This window comes from Acinetobacter lanii (assembly GCF_011578285.1).
In the GTDB taxonomy this organism is placed as follows: domain Bacteria; phylum Pseudomonadota; class Gammaproteobacteria; order Pseudomonadales; family Moraxellaceae; genus Acinetobacter; species Acinetobacter lanii.
Window position 1 is genome coordinate 3,318,298 of the sequence record NZ_CP049916.1, and the last position, 23,589, is coordinate 3,341,886.

Sequence of the window (23,589 nt, forward strand, 5' to 3'; positions counted from 1 at the left end):
AACATCGCCGCAGCGATGTTTTTTTTTGATGGATAATGCTGTGAATTTTAAATCTACTCGCGTTTAACCATGTCTTAAATCACGTGGTCGAAAACCTGTAATCAATAAGCCAACCAAATACGCCAACACACCGATCACACACAGTGCAAGCACTTCAACAATGCGCAACCATTGACTGAGTTCGCCGTTATACCAGGTTAAGGCATAAGCCAAGGCTGCAATCATGGCAATATTGGCTATCGTAAATTGCACAAATAATTTTTTCCAATGTGGCCCAAAACGGAAAATATCACGCTGATGTAAATAGAAATACAACATGCCGGCATTAACCAAAGCGGAACCTGAAGAAGCAATCGCCAAAGCCATATGTTGCTCTTCCCAACCAATGAAGCGGAAGAAAGCAATCAATACCACGTTAATAATTGCATTGGCAGCCACCGCCATCAATCCAACTCTTACAGGTGTCTTGGTGTCTTGAATGGCATAGAAACCCGGTGCAAAGACTTTAATCAGCATAAACGCCAACACTCCCCCACTCATACATTGCAGGGCCAAAGCGGTCATTTCAGTATCACGCACATCAAAGGCACCATGTTGAAATAAGGCTTGGATAATCGGCGTTGACAACATAAACAGCGCAATACTCGCAGGCACACCGACCATGACAATGACACGTGCCGCCCAGTCCAACATGGCTTTAAATTTGGTTTGATCATCTTCAGCTTTTCGAGCAGACAACGATGGCAAAATTACGGTACCAATTGCGACCCCAATAAGACCCAAAGGTAACTCAGTCATACGTTCCGCACTATACAACCACGACACCGAACCATCTTGCATGAAAGATGCCCAAATGGTGTTGAGTAGTAAGTTAATTTGAGTGACTGAAACACCAAATAAGGCTGGCAGCATCAATTTTAAAATGCGCTCTACACCTTCATGTTTAAAATCAACTTTCGGTGGAATCAAAAGTTTTTTACGCCATAGCTCGGGGATTTGTAGGGCCAACTGTAAAATCCCGGCAATCACCACCGCCCAACCGAGTGCCATAATTGGCTTTGCCATAAAGGGGGTTAACCATAACGCCCCGGCAATCATCGCAACATTGAGTAAAACAGGTGCAAATGCAGGCGTTGAGAATGAGCCATAGCTGTTTAAAATACTACTGGCAAATGCAGTCAGTGACATAAACATCAAATAGGGAATGGTCAGGCGAAATAAATCCACCGCCAAATCAAATTTAGCAGGGTCATCATGGAAACCGGGTGCATAGACATACAAAATGGCCGGCGCAATGATCATGCAAAACAAGGTTAAGACGCTCATCACCGAGAGTAAACAGCCGAAGACTCGACTAATCAGAATCTGAACTTCTGCATGTAATTTGGTGGTTTTATATTCGGTCAATACCGGAATAAAGGCTTGAGAAAATGCCCCTTCGGCAAACAATCGTCTAAAGAAGTTGGGAATACGAAAAGCCACCACGAAGGTATCGAAGTCTTTACCCGCTCCAAAGACGTTCATCAAGACCATATCACGTACCAGTCCCAAAACCCGGGACAGCATGGTCATTGCACTGACAATAAAGGTCGATCGCCAAAGCGCCATCGTATTCACCCACTCCAAAGAATGTCGTTATTGTAATGAAAATTAAACTAAATTTCGTTGTTTAATCATAAATGATGCGCTGATTTTTGATGCACACTTGCATGTTTATACATCAACATTCGACTTCGCTTGCTGCAACAACGCACGAAAATGCGACCATTGAAAATGCGGCCCTGGATCCGTTTTACGTCCGGGGGCAATATCGGAATGCCCGGCAATATGATGAGCAATTTTTGGATATGCCTGTTGTAAGGTTTTCACCACTTCAGCCAGCGTTTGATATTGAATCTCTTCAAAATCGGTATCGTCACTGCCTTCCAATTCAATCCCAATTGAATAATCGTTACATTCAGGCAACGCCATATAGCTTGAACGCCCAGCATGCCAAGCTCGATCTTTGAAATTGACAAATTGCAGCACTTCTCCGCTGCGTAGAATCAACAAATGCGTTGATACTTGCATACCTTCAATGGTTTTAAAATAAGGATGTGCATCCCAATCGAGTTGGTTTTGAAAAAATTGCTCAATATAACCGCCACCAAATTGCGAGGGTGGCAGGCTAATATTATGAATCACCACCAATTGAATGTCGCTGTGTTCGGGGCGCTGATTATAGTTGGGCGATGGGATCTGTGTTGCACGTTGCAAACAACCATCGATCACTTGAAACTGAGGCATCTGTGACATAACGCATTTCAAAGCATAAGAAGCGATACATTATTATGGTTTCATCCTTGGTGATCTACAACAGTCGATTGGCAAATAAAAAACTCAGATGAAAAAGCACATGATTACAACAAAAGCGATGCTAATATATTCAGCATTTTTCAGGGATTTAGAATCAGGACGTTATGCGCATACCTCAATCTTTACTCGAACAGACGATTCAACGCAATATTGAACAGGCCTTGGCTGAAGATATTGGCGAGGGCGATATCACTGCCCTACTGACTCCTGAACATGAAACTGCGCAAGCCACTGTGATTACACGTGAAGCCATGGTCTTGGCCGGTCAGCCTTGGGTCAATGCATTGATTCAACAATATGATGCGCAAGTCAAAATCACATGGTTAAAACAAGAAGGCGAATTGGTTCAAGCCAATGAAGCCTTTCTTCAATTGTCAGGTTCTGCACGGAGTTTGTTGACTGTTGAACGTCCTGCTTTGAACTTCATCCAAACCTTGTCTGCTGTTGCAACCAAAACTGCGCATTATGTCAAACACTTAGATGGTTTAAATACCAAACTGCTCGATACCCGTAAAACCTTACCGGGCTTACGTATTGCACAAAAATATGCAGTCGCAATCGGGGGTGGGCAAAATCATCGCTTAGGTTTATTCGATGCCTTTTTAATTAAAGAAAACCATATTATGGCAGCCGGTGGGATTGCTCAGGCCATTGCCAAAGCGCATCTAATTGCCCCCGGTAAACTGGTTGAAGTAGAAGTCGAAACATGGGATGAGCTGAATCAAGCGATTGAAGCCAAAGCAGATATTGTGATGCTGGATAATTTTAGTCATCAGCAGATGATCGATGCGGTTCAGCATGTGGCGGGGCGTTGTAAACTCGAAGCGTCAGGTAATATCACCCTTGAAAATTTACGTGAAGTGGCAAGCACAGGCGTCGATTACATTTCGATGGGCGTACTGACCAAAGATGTCAAAGCGATTGACTTATCGATGCGTTTTCACCAAGACCACTGATATGATTTATTGATTGGCATAGACCGATGATCAAGGAGGCGAATGCCTCCTTTTTAATGCTTAATCATCACGATCTTGCTTTTTCCGACGATCGTTGTCGTTGTCGTTGTCGTTGTCGTTGTCGTTGTCGTTGTCGTTGTCGTTGTCGTTGTCGTTGTCGTTGTCGTTGTCGTTGTCGTTGTCGTTGTCGTTGTCGTTGTCGTTGTCGTTGTCGTTGTCAGAAGTCTGCTTCATGATGGAAGAATTGTCTCGATCTTCTTGCTCTGAACGCGGACTACATGCAGTTAAAAAAAAGCTAAAAATCATACATGCGATGAGGATCAGTTTCATTGGATTACTCTTTAAACGGCTGTGTTTTCATCCTAAGCAATTCAAAAACGATGTTGTGTAATTTTTGATATAAAAAAAGCACATCCTTAGATGTGCTTTTTTTATTGGTTAAGCTAACAATTTACCAGCCTAATGCTTCTTGTTGTTTCTTCACCAATTCCGCAATGCCTTTTTCAGCCATTTCTAACATGGCATTCGATTGTGCACGGGTAAATGGTTTTTCTTCAGCGGTGCCTTGAATTTCAATGAACTCACCTGCTTGAGTCATCACTACATTTAAGTCAGTTTGACAGTTTGAATCTTCTTCATAGCACAGATCTAACAGCACTTCGTCTTGGAAAATACCCACAGAAATCGCAGCAACCAAACCTTTGAGTGGGTCTTGTTTGATTTTCTTTTTCTCAAGCAATACATTCATTGCATCAATCAAGGCAACTGCTGCACCAGTAATTGAAGCCGTACGTGTGCCGCCATCAGCTTGGATCACATCACAGTCGATGGTAATGGTATTTTCACCGAGTTTTTTCAAGTCAACCATGGCACGTAAGCTACGACCGATTAAACGTTGAATCTCTTGAGTACGACCACTTTGTTTACCACGTGCCGCTTCACGATCACTACGCGTATGAGTTGAACGTGGCAACATGCCGTATTCTGCTGTCACCCAGCCTTGACCTTTACCTTTTAAGAAACGTGGAACTGAATTATCAATGCTTGCAGTACAAAGTACTTTGGTATGACCAAACTCAACCAATACAGAACCTTCTGCATAACGTGTGTAGTTACGGGTGATTTTTACTTCACGAAGTTGGTCTAATGCTCGTTGGTCAATACGCATAACTCGTCCTAAATTTCACTAAAAATTAATTGCGCACATTATAGCAGATCCAATCTCGATGGTTTTGTTGCATGTAAATGTTTTAAAAATTGAAGAATCACCGCTGTATTGGTGAATAAACATTGATGATCATGATTAATAGACAAAAAAAAGCTCATCCGAGGGATGGATGAGCATTGAAAAAGCATACGAAACAACAATAAGGAGGAATAAATCAGAAACTACAGCCTAGTATCTGATGAAGAATAATACAGCTCAATTAATGTTCAATGAAGGACTTTGTTTCTATCTATTTATCGTCAAAATATATTAATGAGCATGGTCAATTTTTTACTCTGACTTTGTTGAATCAAAGCTTCTACATTCTGAAGCCCAAAACTTATTATCGTTATTAAATTTAATGATAGGCTGTTTTTAAGCTAGATATTGAATCATGAGAGCCGCAATCAGCAGGACTGAACCCATAAGCGTAAGATAGCGCTGTATTGGATGTGTCGACGTATCATCAACTTTAAAAAAGTGTTTGATCGATTGATTCCAAATTTGCATCTGTGTCCATGGATACCAAAAACACAAAAATCCCAAAAGCTGCATCACGCCAGTGCCACTCAGGTTTTTGCAGAGTGCCACTAAGCTTAGCACCACACAAATCAAACCTAAAAAAAATCCAAACCAAGATTTAATCACGCGATCATCTGCAGGCTGTATCGATGAATGATTCATACTCAATTACTCAAAAAATTATAAGCTTCTGATTTAAAGTTAACGACGGGGTTGATTTTTTTGTCTTTGGATATAGATCTAAGCACCAAGTATTAATAGCAAAAAAATAAGCTGCGTTTCGAAAGAAAATGATCAACCAACTTGAATGACTCCAGATCAGATCTGTGATCAGCAAGAATACAATTACACCAAGAGGTAAATATAAAGGCTTGGAATTGATGTGCCAACATGGTGAATGAAATTTTATCTAATGATTCCTTTTATAACGCTTAACTCACAATCAATGAGCATTCATTGACTATCAGATTTGAATGACTAAACAACCTGATACTCACCTCAGAATAGATCTTTTCTAAGAGTCAAAAAAAGCCGATGATCTCTAATCATCAGCTTATTAGCACTTTAATTTAAAGCGTTAGAATGAGGCAAGGTGAGCTCAATAGATGAATAAGCATTATGTAGCATGCAGCGATTAAGCAAATATTCCCTTTACCTTGTTTAAAGACCGAGTAATTTTAGCGCTCATGCCATTGGGCAAAGAACACTTCGCCAAACGCACCCAAACACTGGCGAATTGTTTTAAGAAGTCCGCTTCATTATAATTCACACCATATTCAGCACATAAAGCACGAAGCTGTGGCGCTGCTTGTGCATAACGATTGGCAGGCATATCAGGGAATAAATGATGCTCAATTTGATGACTCAAGTTCCCACTTAAAATATGCAGCCACTGCGTACCGGTAAAATTACTTGAACCTCGAATTTGTCTTAAATACCACTCCGCACGCGTTTCATTTTCTATATTGTCCGCTTCAAAGGTTTCGGCATCTTCAGTAAAGTGACCATTAAAAATCACTGCAGATGACCACAGACTCCGAATCACATTCGCCACAGCATTTCCTGCCAATACAGGAACTGCATTCGGCCCAGCAATAAGCGGAAAGAATACGTAATCTTTCACTACCTGACGGCAGGCTTTTTTACGAAATTTTGCAGCATCTGCCCACACCTGCTTCCACGTTTTGGTTTTATACACCAAAGCATCTTCCAAATGCAGATTTTGCACACCCACGTACCATTCAAAAAACACCATCAATTGCATCGCAAGCGGAATATTAAATAAGAATCGAGGTTCCCATTTTTGCGATTCACTGACACGCAGTAAACCGTAGCCGACATCATGATCCATGCCGACAATATTGGTATAGGTATGGTGAATATAATTATGCGTATATTTCCAATCATCCCCTGTAGAAATGGTATCCCAATCATAATTGGCACCATTCAAGCTCGGATCATTCAACCAATCAAACTGCCCATGCATCACATTGTGTCCAAGTTCCATATTCTCCACGATCTTGGACAGCCCCAATAGTCCCGTACCGAATAGCCATACCGGTGGCAACCAGCCACCGAACATGAGTAATGCTCGTGAACTGATTTCGCTATAGCGCACAAAGTTACGGATTTTATAAATGTATTTGGCATCAGCTTCACCAATATCCGCCATGATATTTTGACGAATTTCATCAACACGGCGACCAAATTCTTCAATCTGTTCAGGACTTAAATGTTTCGATTTACTGTTGAATGGAAAATTGAGCGACATATTCATTTTATTTTTCTCACTGTCTATATTTGGCTTTAGAGATTAATTACGACAGGGCTAATCGCTTGACTGACACACAATTTGATTTGGGTATTAGTGCCGTGGTCGATTTCACCAGTGATGATATTTTTGGTTGAGCCACTCACCTTGGTGCAACTACAGGTATTACAAATCCCAATACGACAGCCATGTGCAGGTCGTAATCCCGCTTGCTCAGCACTTTCCAATAAATTACGGTCTGCCTGAAACTGCTGCTGTGACCTTAAAAAAGTCACATCTTGCGCAGGCAAGTTTTCATCAACCTGAATGTGGAAATATTCCTGTTTTAATCGATCCTGAAGATTTAAATCTCTATAAATCTGATTCAGGCTGTACATCATCGGTTGAGCGCCACAGGCATAGGTGGTGGCGGTTTGAAAATGCGGTGTCATCTTTTTTAACAAAGCGAGATCGAGATGTTGCCGAGTTTGAGTCGTATCAATCAGATGATAGTGGAAATGAGGATAATGCTCAGCAAGCTGTGCTAGCTCCACGTGAAACGCACGGTCGCGGGTAAAATAAATCAGGTCCATCTGAGTGGGCGAGCCTGATTCATCTTGCGCTAAGGCTTGTTTTAATAATGAATAGATGGCGGTAATGCCACTCCCTGAAGCAATCAATAATCGCGATTGATCATTGGACTGTAAAAGAAACTCACCTTGTGGCTGAGAAAGTTCAACGACCTGATGAATTGGCATTTGAGTCAGGCATTTCGATACAATACCTTGCACGCGAACAGCAATGATGACATCACCATTCTTTAACTGTTCAATCACTGAATAACTGCGCTGTTGACGTACACCTTCAATGACAACAGTGACTAAAATACTCTGCCCTGCTTTCAAATCTCGCGCTTTAAAGTTGAGATTAGGGCGAAGTCGAATTTTGAAAAAGTCTTCACTCAACGCATCAATCGCAATTACAGCTGCTTTTGCTCGTTTCCATGCCCACATTGGATTGATTTTTTCAGCAATAAAATCCACAAAATCTTCGCGGATCCATTCAGGTTGGTAAGTCATGATACTGCTCATTCTCATTCCTCTTGTGGGTGGTGTGATTGTTATTTGAATTTTATTTGAGTGAACATGTGTTCATGTAGTGAACGGTTGTACACTAAACTTATTTTCAAAATGAGTCAACATGTGTTCACTGACATTCGTCGTTTAATTTTGTATTTTTTGTTTTGTATTTTTTGATAGACTCGTCTCGACCCAATCCTTTAGGTAAACCAATGTCTATACGTGATGAACGCAAACAACAGAGCCGTCAGGCTTTACTCGATGCGGCTTTAAAATTGAGCACATCGGGCCGTTCGTTTAGTAGCATTAGTTTGCGTGAAGTGGCCCGTGAAGTCGGTTTAGTCCCAACTGCATTTTATCGGCATTTTCAAGATATGGATGAATTGGGTCAGGAGTTGGTCGATCAAGTTGCGCTGTATCTGAAAAATGTTTTACATCAGTTAGGGCAAGGTTTGGCACAAATGGATGCCAAAACAGAAAGCTCGATGCAGCTGTTTTTTGAAGCGATCGATCAAAACCCGACCCCGTGGATTTTTATGATTGCGGAACGCTGGGGTGGCTCTGATAGCGTGCGTCGTGCGATTGCACGTGAAATCGATTTTTTGGTGGTCGATCTTGCCGATGATTTGGAAAAGTTTGAAATCGTGCAGAACTTTAACAATGCCAATGATTTAAAAGTGTTGTCCAATATTCTGATTAATCTATGCTTTACTTGGGCGATGTCTTGGATCAGTTTGGGTCGTCAATACAGTGGCATGGAACTCGAACTGCAAAAACTGGTATTAAAGAAACAATCCGTGACTCAAGTGCATTTGATTTTTAAAGGCATTTCCAATTGGAGCGGTCAAAGTCCTGCTTAAATGTGCCCTTAAATCTAAGCCATAAAAAAACCCGCACAGTGCGGGTTTTTTTATATTCATATTGCATGAATTATTTTGCTTTACGCTCTTTTTCAACCAAATAGCTGATCACTTGGGTGACTTTGGCATCTTCACCTTGCACGATGTATTTACCATTCACCACCACCGCAGGTACACCCGTTAACTGAAGTTGCGCTGCCAATTTATTCGACTGACTCACTTTTGCAGTGATCGCAAACGAATTGAACGTGCTGTTAAATTTCGCTTCTGGAATACCGTATTTGGTAAAGAATTGCGCCTGTGATTTTTGGTCAAAAATTTGTTTATTTCCTTCGTGAATCGCATGGAACAAAGGCAAATGGGTTTTACGACGTACGCCCAAAGCTTCAGATGTATAGTAACCACGTGCCCCCATTTCCCAAACCGGATTCATCGCCGCTGGGGTACGAAGGAAATTCACATCTTTTGGAATTTTCTTCAACCATGCCTGCATATGCGGTTCAAGTTTGAAACAGTGTGGGCAACCATACCAGAAGAATTCACGGACTTCGATTTTACCCGGTACATCAACTTTGATGGGATTGGCAACCACGGTGTAATCTTTTCCTGCAACAAAATTTGCTGCCATTGCTGCACTGGTGAAACTCATCACTGCAGCTGCTACACCGCTTAATATCAATTTTTTCATTGAGTTTTTTATCCTCAGTATCATTTTGTTTAGCTTATGAGCTCACTATAAATCAAATATGGGAAATTGGTTTTCCTTCTGTGAAGTTTTTTTGTTGATTTATCGCTTTTTTCCAAAGAAACGCTACACTAACAGGGCTATACTAATTTTTTAATCTTCTATACAACACACTTTACTGAGGTCGCTCTAATGTCGCAACTCAATGTTGATCCACAAGAAATTGCAAAATTTGAAGCATTCGCTGCGATCTGGTGGGATCAGAATTCTGAGTTCCGCCCCTTGCATCAAATCAACCCATTGCGTCTCAATTGGATTGATGAACATGCTGGTGGTTTAAGCGGCAAAAAGGTGCTTGATGTAGGCTGTGGTGGCGGTATTTTGGCTGAAAGCATGGCACGCCGTGGCGCAGAAGTTTTAGGTATCGATATGGGTGCAGCGCCACTGAATGTCGCGCGTTTACATGCAGAACAAGAAAATGTCACCAATATTGAGTACCTCCAAGTGCCTGTTGAGCAATTGGCAGAAGAACAAGCAGGTCAATATGACGTAGTCACTTGCATGGAAATGCTCGAACACGTGCCTGATCCTGCTTCAATTATTCAAGCCTGCCAAAAATTGGTCAAGCCCAACGGTCACGTGTTCTTCTCGACCATTAACCGCAATCCAAAATCATATTTATTTGCCATTGTCGGTGCCGAATACATTCTGCGTATGCTGAAAAAAGGTACACACGATTACAGTAAATTTATTAAGCCCTCAGAATTGGCACATGATATTCGTGGTGCAGGTCTAAAACTCAAAGACATGACGGGTTTACATTACAACCCATTGACCAAAAACTATTGGCTTGCACCTAATGTCGATGTGAACTACATGGTCTATACTCGCAATGAAGGGGCTGAGTAAGTTCGATGAAAGCGGTCTTATTTGACTTAGATGGGACGTTGATTGATACGGCGGCTGACTTCGTCCGTATCATTCAAAACATGTGCCGTGAAGAACAGCGTGATGTCGTGGAGGCTGCATTAATTCGTACTCAGGTATCGGAAGGTGCACGTGCGATGGTGAAGTTGGTCTATCCTGAATTGGATGTGACTGATCCTATTTTCTTGGCGCATCGACAACGTTTTCTCGATATTTATGGTGAAGATATTGCGGTCGATACCGATCTGTTCGAGGGCATGTATCCCCTGCTCGATGCTTTAGAAGCAAAACAGATTCCTTGGGGCATTGTCACCAACAAACCGCGTTGGCTGAGTGAGGCTTTACTCAAAGCCTTAAATCTGACTGAACGTTGTGCCGTTTTGGTGTGCCCTGAAGATGTCAGCAAAACCAAACCTGATCCTGAACCGATGTATTTGGCCGCGAAGCAAATCAATTTGCCTGCTGAAACCTGTATCTATGTGGGAGATCATCCCCGTGATATTGATGCCGGACGCAATGCTGGCATGTATACCATTTTGGCAGCCTATGGTTATTTACCGTTAGAACACAAAGATGACTTAACAGCATGGCAAGCGGACTGTATAGTGAATGATGTCGAAGAATTACAGCAGGCTGTATTTAAGCTGTTGGATCCGCATCAAAAAACGGCTTAATTGAACAATAAATACAGTTTTATACTTAACAATCAGAACATGTATAGGAGGTCGCCCATGAATTATTCAGAATATCAACCTCGTCCAGATTTACTCAAAGATAAGATTATTCTTATTACGGGTGCCGGAGATGGGATTGGTCGTGCTGCTGCCATTAGCTATGCCTTACATGGAGCAACCGTGGTTCTTCATGGACGAACCATCAATAAACTTGAAGTGATTTACGATGAAATTGAAGGCTTAGGCGCACCTCAACCTGCAATTCTGCCACTGCAACTGTCGACCGCAGGGGCGCATGATTATGAGTTGCTGTATGACACCTTGGCACAGCAGTTTGGTCGTCTTGATGGGATTTTGCACAATGCCGGGATTTTGGGTTCACGTACTGAATTGGCGCATTATCCGATTGATGAATGGGATGATGTGATGGCAGTGAATTTGCGCGCACCGTTTATTCTGACCCAAGAATTACTGCCATTATTAGAAAAATCTGACAATGCTTCAGTAATCTTCGCAAGTTCTGGGGTTGGACGTGAAGCACGTGCTACTTGGGGTGCTTATTCTGTATCGAAGATTGCCATTGAAGCGGTGAGTCAAATTTTTGCCAAAGAAAATGTACATCCGAACATTCGCTTTAACTGCATTAACCCAGGGGCGACGCGTACCGCGATGCGTGCCAAAGCCTATCCAGATGAAGATCCAAAAACCTTACCGACACCTGAACAGCTAATGCCTGCTTACCTTTATTTGATGGGGGAAGACAGTATTGGCCTGAATGGTCAAAGTATTGATGCCCAAAGTTAATATTTCTGATTAAAAAAAGGAGATCTTAAAGATCTCCTTTTATTTTCTTTTAAAAACTAAGTTTGAAGTTAGTCACATAAATCGATCAATTTTATTTAGATTTCTATCGATTTCTTATCATCTAATTCATCTAAATAATGATTTACACGTTGTCTAAATTCTAATGGTTTTGCAATGTAAGGAATTGGAGCATTTGAACCTCCTATTCCTTTCACAATAATAGATCCAAAATTAAAAATACGACCTAAAATTCCTTGATCTACTCCTAGACTTTCTACTCTAGTCACTTTTAATTCAATTGTATTTCTACGAATTAAACCTGTCTTCGCTATAATTCTTCTATTAGTTATAGCTAATTCTGTAGTCCAGACATTAATAAATGCGATCAGTAAAAAAACAATCCCTATAAGCATAGGCAAAGTTATGATACCTAAAACAATGTACCAAAATTGAGACAGCCAAGATATAGCTAAAAGTTTAAGATGAGCTACAATAGAAAAAACTTTAATCTTTAAGACCATGCCAAAAACATATTCTGTCGATTTACGCGAAAAAGCCATGCAGTTTTATAAACAGTCAAAGCATAAATCTAAGACGTGCGAAATATTTAATATTGCCAGAACCACGCTCGATGATTGGATCCTGATCGAACAGCAGACTGGTCAACTCAAACAACCTAAGTCTCCAAATGTAGGACGTCCCTCAAAGATTCTGGACCTGCAAGCTTTTGAAGCATTTGTAAAAACAACGCCATTTACCCAAGCTAAAGATCTTATTCCTTTGTTTGAACAGAAATTCGGTTATAGCGTTGGCTATCATGTCATTTTAAAAGCTCTAAATAAGATGGGTTGGACGCGTAAAAAAAGAGTTTTCTCTACAAACAAGCCTGCAAGTTAAGCCGTGCTGTATTTGAATGGTGTTTGCCTCAGTGGAAGCAGCAATATGGTGAAGATCACATTCTTTATATCGATGAATCAGGCATCAATACCAATGAAACCGCAGAATATGGTTGGTCTCCAAAAGGTCAACGTTGTCATGCATTTAAGTCAGGTGGGCATGGCACGAGACTCAGTATGATCAGTGCGGTCAGATCAAATGCACCATTCAAGTTTACTCAACCTTTAGTTTTTCACGGTTCGTGTGATCGGAATATTTTTGTCTGTTGGTTGGAATATTTGTTGCAGGATTTAAAGCAAAAGGATGATCAGACTAAGAGTTATTTGCTGATTCTAGATAATGCATCCATTCATAAAGGTCGAGTAATTGATGACTTGGCAGCACGATATCAGATAAGAATTGTTTATCTACCTGCATATAGTCCTGATCTAAATCCTATTGAGAGAGCATGGTCTGTCCTAAAAAGTAAAGTCAGACATATGGTTGCCCATAGCAATAAAACACTTCCCGACGCTTTGGATATTGCATTCAAGATGATGTAGCTTATATTCTATACTTAGCTATACGTGTGCTTTTTCTAAAATTTTTTCATCTCGGCCTAAATTTGACTCAATATAACTTCCCATAAATCCCTCTAAAATATATTTAATTTTCCAAGCAGTATAAATTATATCCAATTTTTTTGTGGTTTTATCTGATCATTTTTATTCAATTAATTTTAATTTATCCTCAAAAGCACAGATTAATAAAACAATTAAAGATTTAAAATAAAAAAAGCCCAACTCTGAGTTGGGCTTTTTTTAATTCAATATTATCAATCAAACAAACGATCGAAGAACGATTTTTTCTTCGGAGAAGATTTGCTGTCTTCACCATCCATTGTGTCTTGTAATTCTTTCAGCAATTCACGTTGACGTGCAGTCAAATGCACCGGTGTTTCCACCACAACACGGCAAAGCAAATCACCTTGCATGCTGCTACGTACAGGTTTCACACCCTTACCACGTAGGCGGAACATTTTGCCTGTTTGGGTACCCTCAGGCACTTTCAAATTGACACGACCTTCAAGGGTTGGGATTTCAATTTCTTTACCCAAAGCAGCATCAGCAATGCTGATTGGCACATCCATATACAGGTCTGCACCATCACGTTGGAAAATCTCATGCTCACGCACTTGAACTTCAACGTATAAGTCGCCTGATTGACCATCACGAATCGCTTCGCCTTTACCACTTAAACGAACGCGATCGCCATTGTCCACGCCAGCAGGAATCGTCACTTCTAAGGTTTGCTGACGATCTTTCACCCCTGAACCATGACAGGTGTTACATGGGTTCTTGATGATTTTCCCTTGACCACGACAGGTGCTACAGGTTTGCTGAACTGAGAAGAAACCTTGTTGCATGCGTACTTGACCCGCACCATGACAGGTTTTACAGGTTTCAACATCATTTGGATTTTTAGAGCCCTTACCGTCACATGTTTCACATGGGGCAGGTGCAGTAAAGGTAATGGTTTTTTTGACGCCTTTTACTGCTTCTTCTAGGGTCAATTCCATCACATAGCGTAAGTCTGAACCACGCTTCTGACGTTGTTGACCACCACGACCACCACCGCCAAACGCGCCACCGAAAATATCACCAAACTGGCTGAAAATGTCTTCTGCGCTAAAACCACCGCCGAAGCCGCCGCCACCGCCCATACCACCTTCAAACGCTTGATGTCCCATACGGTCATACATGCTACGTTTTTCGCTGTCTGATAAAACTTCATAAGCTTCAGCAGCTTCTTTGAATTTATCTTCCGCTTCAGCGTTGTCTGGGTTACGGTCTGGATGATACTTCATCGCCAACTTACGGTAGGCTTTTTTAATTTCATCATCACTAGCGGTTTTAGATACGCCTAAAACCTCATAATAATCACGTTTAGCCATGTCTGGCGATGCTCCACAAAAATTTGAGATTACTTCACTGCGAAGTATGTTGGGGTCATACTCCGAGATTACAAGTCAGATTAAAAATTATTTTAGAATGCGGCTTTTTTCTGCATGTATTTGCTAAAGCCTTTTAACCACGCATTTAAAAGATAAAGCCAAGCAATCGCACTAAAGACGACACCAGTGACCGCACAGGCTTTCACCCACAGCACGCTGTCCCAGTAAATAAAACAGGCAGGAATAAACCACAGTGCCGCAAACACCGCCAAGATGATAAATAAAATCACACTGCGCATGACCCAGAGCGATTGAGCATTCATCCAGACTTCAACACCTTCTGCCTGCACCACTTTACGCGCCAAGAAATACGCGATAACAGCAGTGACAACAGTAAATAATGCAAGAAACATAAAAATGTAAGACAGGGTCATGTAACGACGGTGTCTTTCTAGATTGTCTTGCCCCATGGATACTTTCGACCTCAACAGACCACATGCTCAATTATTTTTTATGTGGTCCATTCATTATGTTATTTTGTGTTAAAAACTAGCGCCTACTATATTGAATTTTTAAAAAAATCGCACCTAGTAAAGCGTATTTCTACGCATTTTTTGTATCTTTTTTTACTTTAAACCACGCTGCATACAATGCCGGTAAGAAAAACAAGGTCAACAAGGTTGCAATAATCAAGCCGCCCATAATCGCCACCGCCATTGGGCCGAAGAAAATACTGCGCGACAACGGAATCATGGCCAATACCGCCGCCAATGCAGTCAGAATAATCGGACGTGAACGGCGCACCGTGGCATCTAAAATCGCCTCCCACGCCGGATGCCCTGCGCGAATATCTTGCTCAATCTGATCAATTAAAATCAGTGAATTGCGCATGATCATGCCAGACAAGGCAATGGTGCCTAGCATCGCCACAAAACCAAAAGGCTTATTGAACAAAAGTAAAAACAGCACCACGCCAATTAAGCCCAAAGGCGCCGTCAAAAATACAATAAAAGCACGAGCAATACTTTTCAGCTGAATCATCAGCAAGGTGAACACTACGGCTAAAAACAGTGGCATTCCGGCATTGACTGAGTTCTGCCCGCGTGCTGATTCTTCAACCGTACCCCCGACTTCGATCAAATAGCCACTTGGTAAATCGGCACGCAGGGTTTCGATCTGATCTTTCAGTTGATTCACCACGGTTGCCGGTTGCAAGTCGCTGCGGATATCGGCGCGTACGGTAATGGTCGGTAAACGATTGCGGTGCCAAATCAGACCATCTTCAAACTGATAGTGAATATCGGCAATGTGCGCCAAAGGCACGGTTCCGCCGTTCGAAGTCGGAATCGCAAGACTGGACAATGACCCAACTTCCGCCCGCTCCGCTTGATCCCCGCGCAAACGAATATCAATCAACTCGCGTTTTTCACGGTACTGATTGATCACCGCACCGCTAATGGAACTGTTTAAAAAGTTCGCTAAATCTAAACTGCTAACGCCTAACTGTCGGGCACGGTCTTGATCAATCTGTAAAGAAATAATCTTGCTGGGTTCACCCCAATCCAAATGTACATTGCTGCTGTTCGGATTTTCTCCAATGACTTTTGCCACTTGCTGTGCACGTTGGCGTACGGTGTTCAGGTCTTCACCCGAAACACGGAACTGGATCGGGTAACCCACCGGCGGACCATTTTCCAATAGCGAAACGCGTGTTCTTACCTCAGGCAACAATTTTTTAATATTTTGACTGAGTTCTTTACGGAGTTCATCGCGATCATCGAGTGAGGATGCTAATACCACAAATTGAGCAAAACTGGCTTGAGGGAGTTGTTGATCGAGCGGTAAATAAAAACGTGGTGAACCAGTGCCGACATAGGCGACGTAGTTATCAATGCCCTGTTGCTTGGATAAAAATTGCTCTACTTTTTTCACTGCTTGTTCAGTTGCGGTCAGTGAAGCGCCTTCTTCCAATTTCAAATCCACCAAAATTTCAGCACGATTCGACGGTGGAAAGAACTGCTGCGGCACCAACTTAAACATTAAAATCGACAATACGAACAGCCCCACGGTCGCTGCAATCACGGTTTTACGATAGGTCAAACACGCATTCACCATGCTTCTAAATTTTTGATAAGCCTTGGTCTGATAAGGGTCATGATGTTCCCCTTGATGATGAATCACCGCGATAGGTTCAGGCTGTTTACGCAAACGCGCCCAGAGTCGTTGATACCACGGCGCTTTTTGCGGCTGCTGATTAAAATCAGGCAATAATTTATCACCCAAATATGGCACAAATAATACCGCTGCAAACCACGACACCACCAAAGCAATGGTCACCACTTGGAAAATGGAACGGGTATATTCGCCGGTACTCGAGGCTGCCGTCGCAATCGGTAAAAAGCCTGCTGCGGTAATTAAAGTCCCTGTCAGCATAGGGAATGCAGTCGATGTCCAAGCAAAGCCTGCAGCTTTGATTCGGCTATAGCCCTGCTCCATTTTGATCGCCATCATTTCCACCGCAATAATGGCATCATCGACCAATAGACCCAGTGCTAAAATCAGTGCACCCAATGAAATTTTATGCAGTCCGACATCAAATAAGTTCATGCCGGCGAAAGTCATTGCCAAGACCAAAGGAATGGAAAATGCCACCACCAAACCAGTACGAAACCCGAGTGAGAAGAAGCTGACCAATAAAACGATAATCACCGCTTCAGCCAAGACTTTAATAAATTCGTGGATACTGCGTTGCACCGCTACCGGCTGATCAGAGACTTTTTCAAGTTTCATGCCTAAAGGTAGCGATTGTTGTAATTGGCTAAATTGGCTTTCGAGATTTTTACCCAGTGCAATGATGTCACCGCCCTTACGCATGGATACCGCAATCCCAATCCCGTTCTGTCCCATAAAACGCATACGCGGTTGTGCCGGCTCACTAAAGCCACGATAGACCTCAGCCACATCGCCGAGTTGAATGGTTTTATTGCCCACCAATAACGGCATGGTTTTGAGCTGATCAACATTTTTCAGTTGTCCACTGACCCGCACTTGAATACGGTCGGTGCCTGTTTCAAAAAAACCTGCACTGGCAATGCTATTTTGTTTTTGTAAGGCTTCTTGAATGGCAGTTACAGGAATACCCATCTGTGCCGATTTAGTGTTGGAAATTTCAATCCAAATTTTTTGATCTTGCAGACCCACCAAATCGACTTTACCGACATCTTTGACTCGTTGCAGTTGCAACTGCAAGCGGTCGGCATATTCTTTGAGTACGCCATAGTCAAACTCAGCACCGATCAACACATAGATATTGCCAAAGGTGTCGCCAAATTCATCATTGAAAAAAGGACCTTGTACCCCGCTTGGCAGTTGATGTTTGATGTCCCCGATTTTCTTACGGGCTTGATACCACACATTCGGCAACTCTTTGGACTTGAGTGAGTCTTTGGCAATGAAAGTCACCATCGATTCGCCGGGTCTTGAATAGGCGGTAATGCGCTCATACAAACCGGTGCTCATCAATTCTTTTTCAATACGATCGGTGACCTGTAGTGACACCTCTTGCGCCGTTGCCCCCGGCCAATAGGTTTGAACTACCATGACTTTAAAACTAAAGGGTGGGTCTTCACTTTGCGACAGTTTTGAATAGGAATAGATTCCTACAATCCCCATCAAGATCATGAAGTACAGCACCAGTCCTTTATTGTTGAGTGCCCATTCCGATAGATTAAAATTCCAAGAAGCGCGCATTAGTTCACTCCTGCTTGAGCAGTGCTGAACGCATTGAGCTGTGGCTGATTCTGCGCTTGATTCTGAGTTTGAGGCTGCGCTTGAAGTTGAGCATTGGTTTGAGCTTGCTTCTGAGTTTGATCCCGAGTTTGAGGCTGCGCTTGAGTATTGCTCTGAGCCTGCGCTTGAATCTTGACGCTACGATTGTCACAATCAATCGGGTGAATTTTTTGTTGTTCACGCAGTAAATGGACCCCGCCGACCACCACCCAGTCTGATGCTGTTAAGCCCGATAAAATCGTTGCGCTGTCACGCCCATAAGCACCGACAGTCACCGCCACTTTTCGGATACTGTGATCGGGATTGACCACCCAAACATAAGCTTGATTGTCATTGGCTGAAATACTGGATAAAGGCACATTCAACTGCTGTTGAGTTTGATGAGAAAAGAACACCCGCGCACTTTGACCCAGCTGTATAGCCGACTGCCCTTGTTTGAGTGCCACTTTGACTGAAAAGGTCCGTGACTGATCCGCAGCAGGGGAAATTTCACGGACAAAGCCGGCAAATTTATCTTGTGGCTTAGACCACAAAGTGATCCACGCATTTTGACCGACTTTGATTTCATTAATCGCTTGTTCAGGCACGCCAATCACCACTTCACGATCGCCATCGATGGCCAGTTGATAGGCCATTTGTCCGGCAGCCACCACTTGCCCCACTTCAATCTCACGTGCGGTAATGACTCCGCTTTTATTGGCAATCAATTGGTTATACTGAGTTTGGTTGCGACTGGTTGAGTACGCTGACTCGGCTTGTTTGAGTGAAGACAGTGCGGCTTTATATTGATTTTCTGCCACGTCGTATTGTGAACGACTGACCGCATTGATCGGCAATAATTGCTGATGACGGCGAAACTCTTGTTCAGCTATTTTCAGTGCCGATTGGGCATTCTCCAACTGCGCTTGTGCGGCACTTAAATTCAATTGTGCATCTTTGACATCAAGCTTGGCCAAGACCTGCCCGACTTTAACCCGTTGACCGACATCGACAAAGCGTTCGGTAATTTGTCCCCCGACCCGAAAAGCCAATGCCGTTTGCTGACGTGCTTGTACATCGCCGGCATAGCTTTTAAGCTGATCATGCGCACTGCTCGGCTGCGTGACCATCACAAATGGATGGCTGTCCGCTTCAACGTATTTCTTTTCACAAGCAGTCAACAGCACGCTACAACTGAGCAGTACACTCATCAGGACAAATTTTAAAGGGCTCATGTCAATTGCTCTTATTGAATTATTGGGTGTTGCATTATTGGCAGTCGAATGATTAGAGATTGAATAATGCGACGATATTTTTTAAGTTTTGGTCATATTAAATTGTTTATTTTTTAATTAATATACCGCAAAGTACATTAATTAAAAAATAGCCACTAAGTAAATGACTCAATTGACCTTATTTTTGGATGAACGCGCAAATGAATGTCGGCAGACCGAAAGACCTCAGTAAACGTAAACAGATCTTAGAGGCTGCAAAAACCTTATTTTTAAGACATGGCTTTCATGGCTCGAGCATGAATCAGATTGCGCTTGAGGCAGGCGTGACTAAGCTGACCATTTATAATCATTTTCAGGACAAAACCACGTTATTTGCTTGTGCGATTGCAGAAACCTGTGAAGCCTCAATCAACACCCGTCCAATTCATTTGGACCAACATTCAGATTTTAGTGAGGTGTTGTATCAAGTCTGTGCCTTGGCGCTGAATATTGTGAATCTGCCCGAAGCGATTAAACTTGAGCATTTATTATTAGAACTTGCGGCGGAACAGAATCCTTTGGCGGAACCGTTTTACAATGCCTCGCATCGACGTTTATTTAGCGTCTGGACGGATTTTTTTCGCCAAGCGATTGAATTGAAGTTTATTCAAGAGGCCTCCGTTGAACAGCAAACCCAGTTACTGTTGTCCTTATTGCTCGGGCATCGGCATCATGAAGTGTTGTTGGGCGTCAGAGACGTGCCAACAGCCGAGCAAGCCGATCAGATTATTCGAGATGCGATGGAGATTTTTTTACTCAAATATCAATTGAATGTGGAATGATGCTTAAAGCTCATCTTGATTGATCTTTGCAGGATGTGACTGCATTTCCGTGCATTATTTAATCGTGTTTGTCATTTTCACACCTGTCTTGCCCTGTCTTTGAATTACTTCCTTTACTCCCTTTTCATGTCGTACAGCTTTAACTCTATTGCATTGATGATCACTGTTAAAACTGGCATAAAACTTTCTTTTGAACAGAATACCCCCGACTTTTGTATGGAGAGACTTGGCATGGCATGAAATCGGGGTATATTCAAATTAAGAACAACCGAGGGTATAAAATGATTCAACAAATTGATGCACCGTTGCGTGAGGATGTCCGCTTACTGGGGAATCTTTTAGGAGATACTTTAAAAGAACAAGCTGGACAAGATTTGTTTAATCAGGTAGAGCAAATTCGCGCATTGGCGAAAGGCGCTCGAGATGGTCAAGTTGAAGCAGAAAAACAACTCGAACAGCTTTTCCTCAGCTTAGAAGACCATGAGATTCTGCCGCTGACCCGTGCATTTTCGCACTTTTTAAATTTTGCCAATATTGCAGAGCAGTACCATGTAGTGCGTAGTCGTCGCCAAAATGAATGTGATGACAGCGCGCTTTCTCCCAATGTCCTCGATCCACTGTTTAAAAAATTCAAAGACCAAGACATCAGTGCTGAACAGCTTTATCAACAAATTTGTGAATTGAGCATTGAGTTGGTACTCACGGCGCATCCGACTGAAGTCAGTCGCCGTACCCTGATTCAAAAATATGATGGTATTAACAACTGCTTATCCACCTTTGATCAGCAAAAACTGACCCCGAAACAACGTACACAAGTGTTGGCGGAGCTTAAACAACTGATCTGCTCGGCTTGGCAAACCGATGAAATTCGTCAGCATCGCCCAACCCCAGTCGACGAAGCCAAATGGGGCTTTACCACCATTGAACAAACCTTATGGGATGCGATTCCCAAGTTTGTGCGTGAACTCGATGCTTTGGTGCAAAGCCATTGTGAAAAAGCGCTGCCGCTGAATATCAATCCGGTGCGCTTTGCCTCTTGGATGGGCGGTGACCGCGATGGCAACCCTAATGTGACGCATAACATTACCCAAGAGGTGTTGTGGTTATCGCGTTGGAAAGCCGCTGATTTGTATGTGCGCGATATTGAAGACCTGCGTTGGGAATTGTCGATTCAACATGCCAGTTTAGAACTGACCGAAGCTTTAGGAAAAGCACACCCTGAACCGTACCGTGAATATTTACGTGACACCCGTGAACGTCTCAAAATTACCCGTTCATGGTTATCGTCTAAACTGCAAGGTCAGCATTCCGATGTCGATCGCAGTCGTATCATTCACCACAAAGACGAATTACTGCAACCGCTGCTGCTCTGCTATCGTTCATTGATCGAGTGTGGTTTACCTGAAATTGCCAACGGCAAACTGCTCGACTTTATTTATCGGGTAAATTGCTTCGGCATCGAATTACTCAAACTCGATATTCGCCAAGAGTCGGGTCGTCATCGCCAAGCGATTTCTGCCATTACTGAATATTTGGGCTTAGGCAATTTTGAAACTTGGACTGAACAAGCCCGTCAAAATTTCTTGATTCAAGAACTACAAAGCAAACGTCCGCTTCTACCAAAACATCTCAATGTGCCAGAACAAAGTCTGATTCAGCATCCAGATGTGCAAGAGGTGTTTGCCACCATGCGCACATTGGCAGAACAGCCGAAAGAAAGTTTGGGTGCCTATATTATTTCAATGGCAGAATATCCAAGTGATGTTTTGGCAGTCCTGTTACTACAAAAAGAAGCTGGCATTGAGCATCCGCTACGTGTGGTGCCGTTATTTGAAACCTTAAAAGACTTGGACGGTGCTGCCGAGACCATGAATACCTTGTTTAGTATGCATTGGTATAAACAGCATATTCAGGCGAAACATGAAGTCATGATTGGTTATTCGGACTCTGCCAAAGATGCCGGCTTTATGTCTGCCAACTGGGCCCAGTACCGTGCGCAAGAAGAACTCACTGCGGTAGCAAAAAAACATGGCGTGCAACTGACCCTGTTCCACGGTCGTGGTGGTTCGATCAGTCGTGGTGGTGCACCGACTCAACAAGCATTGTTCTCACAACCGCCGGGTTCAATCTCGGGTGCGATTCGTGTCACTGAACAAGGCGAGATGATTCGCTTTAAGTTTGGGTTAGAGGAAATTGCGCTACAGAACCTTGAAATTTATACCGCTGCAACGCTCGAAGCGACGTTACTGCCACCACCGGTGCCAAAGCAAGAATGGCGTGATTTAATGCATCAAATGACGGATTTATCGGTACAGGTCTATCGTCAAACGGTGCGTGACAATCCACACTTTGTACAGTATCTCAGAACCGTGACCCCTGAACTCGAATTGCAAATGTTGCCGCTCGGTTCACGTCCAGCCAAACGTAAAGTTAGCGGCGGCATTGAATCGCTTCGTGCCATTCCTTGGGTGTTCGCTTGGACGCAAATTCGTTTGATGTTGCCGGCTTGGCTCGGCACAGGTGCTGCGATCAACCAAGTGATTGATCAAGGGCAAAAACCACTGTTGGATGAGATGCTTCAAGCATGGCCGTATTTCCAAACATTGATTGATATGTTGGAAATGGTGTTATCGAAAGCCGACAGCAACATTGCGCTGTATTACGAATCTCATTTGACTGAAGATGAACATTTAAAAGTCTTGGGTGCAGAACTTCGCCAACGTTTGCACGATGCAGTCCAAACCTTATTGGCAATGAAAGGTGAATCGAAACTGCTCAGCTCGAATGATGTCCTCGATCAATCGATGAAGATTCGTAAACCCTACTTGTTGCCTTTACATTTATTGCAAGCTGAGCTGATGAAACGTCGTCGTGAATATTTGGCTGAACGTCATGCTGAACATACCCCTGTCGATCATGCTTTGATGGTGAGTATTGCCGGAATTGCAGCTGGTCTACGCAATACGGGTTAAGCATTTTAACTCTTAAAATCCATAGGGAGCACTGCTCCCTATTTTTATATCTTGTTCATTTTTAAAATTTTATTTTATTGAATATCCGTTCATGCTGATGAAATGACTATCTAAGTTCGGTGGTTTTATTTATGCTAAGCAGTA

21 protein-coding genes and 1 pseudogene are annotated in these 23,589 nt (G+C 42.7%); 9 read left to right on the plus strand and 13 right to left on the minus strand.

What is annotated here, in order from left to right; genetic code table 11:
- Positions 1-63: 63 nt before the first annotated feature.
- The gene (gene murJ, locus G8D99_RS15140) at positions 64-1,617 is read right to left on the minus strand and encodes a murein biosynthesis integral membrane protein MurJ (protein WP_171522769.1); all 1,554 of its coding nucleotides are present in this window, start codon (positions 1,615-1,617) and stop codon (positions 64-66) included.
- Between the two features lie 96 nt (positions 1,618-1,713).
- Positions 1,714-2,295: a 1,6-anhydro-N-acetylmuramyl-L-alanine amidase AmpD gene (gene ampD / locus G8D99_RS15145; protein WP_166327304.1), complete on the minus strand. Its 582-nt coding sequence runs from the start codon at positions 2,293-2,295 to the stop codon at positions 1,714-1,716.
- A 164-nt stretch (positions 2,296-2,459) separates the two neighbouring features.
- On the opposite strand from ampD, the gene nadC reads away from it, so the two are divergent.
- Entirely contained in the window at positions 2,460-3,311 is an 852-nt protein-coding gene (nadC, locus tag G8D99_RS15150) for a carboxylating nicotinate-nucleotide diphosphorylase (RefSeq protein WP_166327305.1), read from the plus strand.
- Positions 3,312-3,371: 60 nt separating this feature from the next.
- Here the strand turns inward: nadC and G8D99_RS15155 are convergent, their stop codons facing one another.
- The 5 genes from G8D99_RS15155 to G8D99_RS15175 form a co-directional block, all read right to left on the minus strand.
- Positions 3,372-3,641: a hypothetical protein gene (locus tag G8D99_RS15155; protein ID WP_166327306.1), complete on the minus strand. Its 270-nt coding sequence runs from the start codon at positions 3,639-3,641 to the stop codon at positions 3,372-3,374.
- Positions 3,642-3,762: 121 nt separating this feature from the next.
- Complete coding sequence (gene rph / locus G8D99_RS15160) at positions 3,763-4,479, minus strand: ribonuclease PH (RefSeq protein WP_166327307.1); 717 nt, start codon at positions 4,477-4,479, stop codon at positions 3,763-3,765.
- A gap of 414 nt (positions 4,480-4,893) precedes the next feature.
- Positions 4,894-5,202: a hypothetical protein gene (locus tag G8D99_RS15165; protein WP_166327308.1), complete on the minus strand. Its 309-nt coding sequence runs from the start codon at positions 5,200-5,202 to the stop codon at positions 4,894-4,896.
- 472 nt (positions 5,203-5,674) lie between these two features.
- Positions 5,675-6,817 (minus strand): fatty acid desaturase family protein, encoded by a 1,143-nt coding sequence (locus tag G8D99_RS15170; protein WP_166327309.1) that lies wholly within the window; start codon positions 6,815-6,817, stop codon positions 5,675-5,677.
- Positions 6,818-6,846: 29 nt separating this feature from the next.
- On the minus strand, positions 6,847-7,881 hold the full coding sequence (locus G8D99_RS15175) for a flavin reductase family protein (RefSeq protein WP_166327310.1): 1,035 nt from the start codon (positions 7,879-7,881) through the stop codon (positions 6,847-6,849).
- A gap of 200 nt (positions 7,882-8,081) precedes the next feature.
- Here G8D99_RS15175 and G8D99_RS15180 point away from each other — a divergent pair, with 200 nt between their 5' ends.
- Positions 8,082-8,729, plus strand: coding sequence for a TetR family transcriptional regulator (locus tag G8D99_RS15180; RefSeq protein WP_166327311.1), 648 nt, complete (start codon positions 8,082-8,084; stop codon positions 8,727-8,729).
- Positions 8,730-8,799: 70 nt separating this feature from the next.
- Here G8D99_RS15180 and G8D99_RS15185 read toward each other — a convergent pair whose 3' ends face one another.
- On the minus strand, positions 8,800-9,417 hold the full coding sequence (locus tag G8D99_RS15185) for a thiol:disulfide interchange protein DsbA/DsbL (RefSeq protein ID WP_166327312.1): 618 nt from the start codon (positions 9,415-9,417) through the stop codon (positions 8,800-8,802).
- Between the two features lie 189 nt (positions 9,418-9,606).
- On the opposite strand from G8D99_RS15185, the gene ubiG reads away from it, so the two are divergent.
- From ubiG to G8D99_RS15200, 3 genes are read left to right on the plus strand one after another with little or no spacing between them, the layout of a single operon-like run.
- A complete protein-coding gene (gene ubiG / locus G8D99_RS15190; protein WP_166327313.1) occupies positions 9,607-10,323 on the plus strand; it encodes a bifunctional 2-polyprenyl-6-hydroxyphenol methylase/3-demethylubiquinol 3-O-methyltransferase UbiG in 717 nt (238 codons plus the stop codon).
- Between the two features lie 5 nt (positions 10,324-10,328).
- The gene (locus tag G8D99_RS15195) at positions 10,329-11,015 is read left to right on the plus strand and encodes an HAD family hydrolase (protein ID WP_166327316.1); all 687 of its coding nucleotides are present in this window, start codon (positions 10,329-10,331) and stop codon (positions 11,013-11,015) included.
- A gap of 57 nt (positions 11,016-11,072) precedes the next feature.
- Complete coding sequence (locus tag G8D99_RS15200) at positions 11,073-11,819, plus strand: YciK family oxidoreductase (RefSeq protein WP_166327318.1); 747 nt, start codon at positions 11,073-11,075, stop codon at positions 11,817-11,819.
- Between the two features lie 95 nt (positions 11,820-11,914).
- Here G8D99_RS15200 and G8D99_RS15205 read toward each other — a convergent pair whose 3' ends face one another.
- Positions 11,915-12,340: a PH domain-containing protein gene (locus tag G8D99_RS15205; RefSeq protein WP_166327320.1), complete on the minus strand. Its 426-nt coding sequence runs from the start codon at positions 12,338-12,340 to the stop codon at positions 11,915-11,917.
- On the opposite strand from G8D99_RS15205, the gene G8D99_RS15210 reads away from it, so the two are divergent.
- Positions 12,339-12,716: an IS630 transposase-related protein gene (locus G8D99_RS15210; protein WP_166324020.1), complete on the plus strand. Its 378-nt coding sequence runs from the start codon at positions 12,339-12,341 to the stop codon at positions 12,714-12,716. The genes G8D99_RS15205 and G8D99_RS15210 overlap by 2 nt on opposite strands.
- A gap of 23 nt (positions 12,717-12,739) precedes the next feature.
- A complete protein-coding gene (locus tag G8D99_RS15215; RefSeq protein WP_166323680.1) occupies positions 12,740-13,258 on the plus strand; it encodes an IS630 family transposase in 519 nt (172 codons plus the stop codon).
- A 272-nt stretch (positions 13,259-13,530) separates the two neighbouring features.
- On the opposite strand, the gene dnaJ is transcribed toward G8D99_RS15215, so the two are convergent.
- The 4 genes and pseudogenes from dnaJ to G8D99_RS15235 all read right to left on the minus strand — a co-directional run.
- Positions 13,531-14,649 carry a molecular chaperone DnaJ gene (dnaJ, locus tag G8D99_RS15220; RefSeq protein WP_166327322.1) on the minus strand — a complete coding sequence of 373 codons (1,119 nt, stop codon included), beginning with the start codon at positions 14,647-14,649 and terminating at the stop codon, positions 13,531-13,533.
- 92 nt (positions 14,650-14,741) lie between these two features.
- A complete protein-coding gene (locus G8D99_RS15225) occupies positions 14,742-15,119 on the minus strand; it encodes a hypothetical protein (protein WP_166327324.1) in 378 nt (125 codons plus the stop codon).
- Between the two features lie 133 nt (positions 15,120-15,252).
- On the minus strand, positions 15,253-18,399 hold the full coding sequence (locus G8D99_RS15230) for an efflux RND transporter permease subunit (protein ID WP_166327326.1): 3,147 nt from the start codon (positions 18,397-18,399) through the stop codon (positions 15,253-15,255).
- A 155-nt stretch (positions 18,400-18,554) separates the two neighbouring features.
- A pseudogene (locus G8D99_RS15235) lies at positions 18,555-19,652 on the minus strand (efflux RND transporter periplasmic adaptor subunit); the annotation flags it as partial.
- Between the two features lie 188 nt (positions 19,653-19,840).
- Between G8D99_RS15235 and G8D99_RS15240 the strand changes: the two are divergent.
- Together G8D99_RS15240 and ppc are read left to right on the plus strand one after the other, a co-directional pair.
- On the plus strand, positions 19,841-20,473 hold the full coding sequence (locus tag G8D99_RS15240; RefSeq protein ID WP_227554338.1) for a TetR/AcrR family transcriptional regulator: 633 nt from the start codon (positions 19,841-19,843) through the stop codon (positions 20,471-20,473).
- A 281-nt stretch (positions 20,474-20,754) separates the two neighbouring features.
- Positions 20,755-23,445: a phosphoenolpyruvate carboxylase gene (ppc, locus tag G8D99_RS15245; protein WP_166327330.1), complete on the plus strand. Its 2,691-nt coding sequence runs from the start codon at positions 20,755-20,757 to the stop codon at positions 23,443-23,445.
- The last annotated feature ends 144 nt before the right edge of the window (positions 23,446-23,589 follow it).

What these genes read in the sequence shown, in the direction of transcription:
- ampD (WP_166327304.1), bottom strand. Translation starts at nt 2,295, where the DNA reads ATGTCACAGATGCCTCAGTTTCAAGTGATCGATGGTTGTTTGCAACGT.
- nadC (WP_166327305.1), top strand. Translation starts at nt 2,460, where the DNA reads ATGCGCATACCTCAATCTTTACTCGAACAGACGATTCAACGCAATATT.
- G8D99_RS15155 (WP_166327306.1), bottom strand. Translation starts at nt 3,641, where the DNA reads ATGAAACTGATCCTCATCGCATGTATGATTTTTAGCTTTTTTTTAACT.
- rph (WP_166327307.1), bottom strand. Translation starts at nt 4,479, where the DNA reads ATGCGTATTGACCAACGAGCATTAGACCAACTTCGTGAAGTAAAAATC.
- G8D99_RS15165 (WP_166327308.1), bottom strand. Translation starts at nt 5,202, where the DNA reads ATGAATCATTCATCGATACAGCCTGCAGATGATCGCGTGATTAAATCT.
- G8D99_RS15170 (WP_166327309.1), bottom strand. Translation starts at nt 6,817, where the DNA reads ATGAATATGTCGCTCAATTTTCCATTCAACAGTAAATCGAAACATTTA.
- G8D99_RS15175 (WP_166327310.1), bottom strand. Translation starts at nt 7,881, where the DNA reads ATGAGCAGTATCATGACTTACCAACCTGAATGGATCCGCGAAGATTTT.
- G8D99_RS15180 (WP_166327311.1), top strand. Translation starts at nt 8,082, where the DNA reads ATGTCTATACGTGATGAACGCAAACAACAGAGCCGTCAGGCTTTACTC.
- G8D99_RS15185 (WP_166327312.1), bottom strand. Translation starts at nt 9,417, where the DNA reads ATGAAAAAATTGATATTAAGCGGTGTAGCAGCTGCAGTGATGAGTTTC.
- ubiG (WP_166327313.1), top strand. Translation starts at nt 9,607, where the DNA reads ATGTCGCAACTCAATGTTGATCCACAAGAAATTGCAAAATTTGAAGCA.
- G8D99_RS15195 (WP_166327316.1), top strand. Translation starts at nt 10,329, where the DNA reads ATGAAAGCGGTCTTATTTGACTTAGATGGGACGTTGATTGATACGGCG.
- G8D99_RS15200 (WP_166327318.1), top strand. Translation starts at nt 11,073, where the DNA reads ATGAATTATTCAGAATATCAACCTCGTCCAGATTTACTCAAAGATAAG.
- G8D99_RS15210 (WP_166324020.1), top strand. Translation starts at nt 12,339, where the DNA reads ATGCCAAAAACATATTCTGTCGATTTACGCGAAAAAGCCATGCAGTTT.
- G8D99_RS15205 (WP_166327320.1), bottom strand. Translation starts at nt 12,340, where the DNA reads ATGGTCTTAAAGATTAAAGTTTTTTCTATTGTAGCTCATCTTAAACTT.
- dnaJ (WP_166327322.1), bottom strand. Translation starts at nt 14,649, where the DNA reads ATGGCTAAACGTGATTATTATGAGGTTTTAGGCGTATCTAAAACCGCT.
- G8D99_RS15225 (WP_166327324.1), bottom strand. Translation starts at nt 15,119, where the DNA reads ATGGGGCAAGACAATCTAGAAAGACACCGTCGTTACATGACCCTGTCT.
- G8D99_RS15230 (WP_166327326.1), bottom strand. Translation starts at nt 18,399, where the DNA reads ATGCGCGCTTCTTGGAATTTTAATCTATCGGAATGGGCACTCAACAAT.
- G8D99_RS15240 (WP_227554338.1), top strand. Translation starts at nt 19,841, where the DNA reads ATGAACGCGCAAATGAATGTCGGCAGACCGAAAGACCTCAGTAAACGT.
- ppc (WP_166327330.1), top strand. Translation starts at nt 20,755, where the DNA reads ATGATTCAACAAATTGATGCACCGTTGCGTGAGGATGTCCGCTTACTG.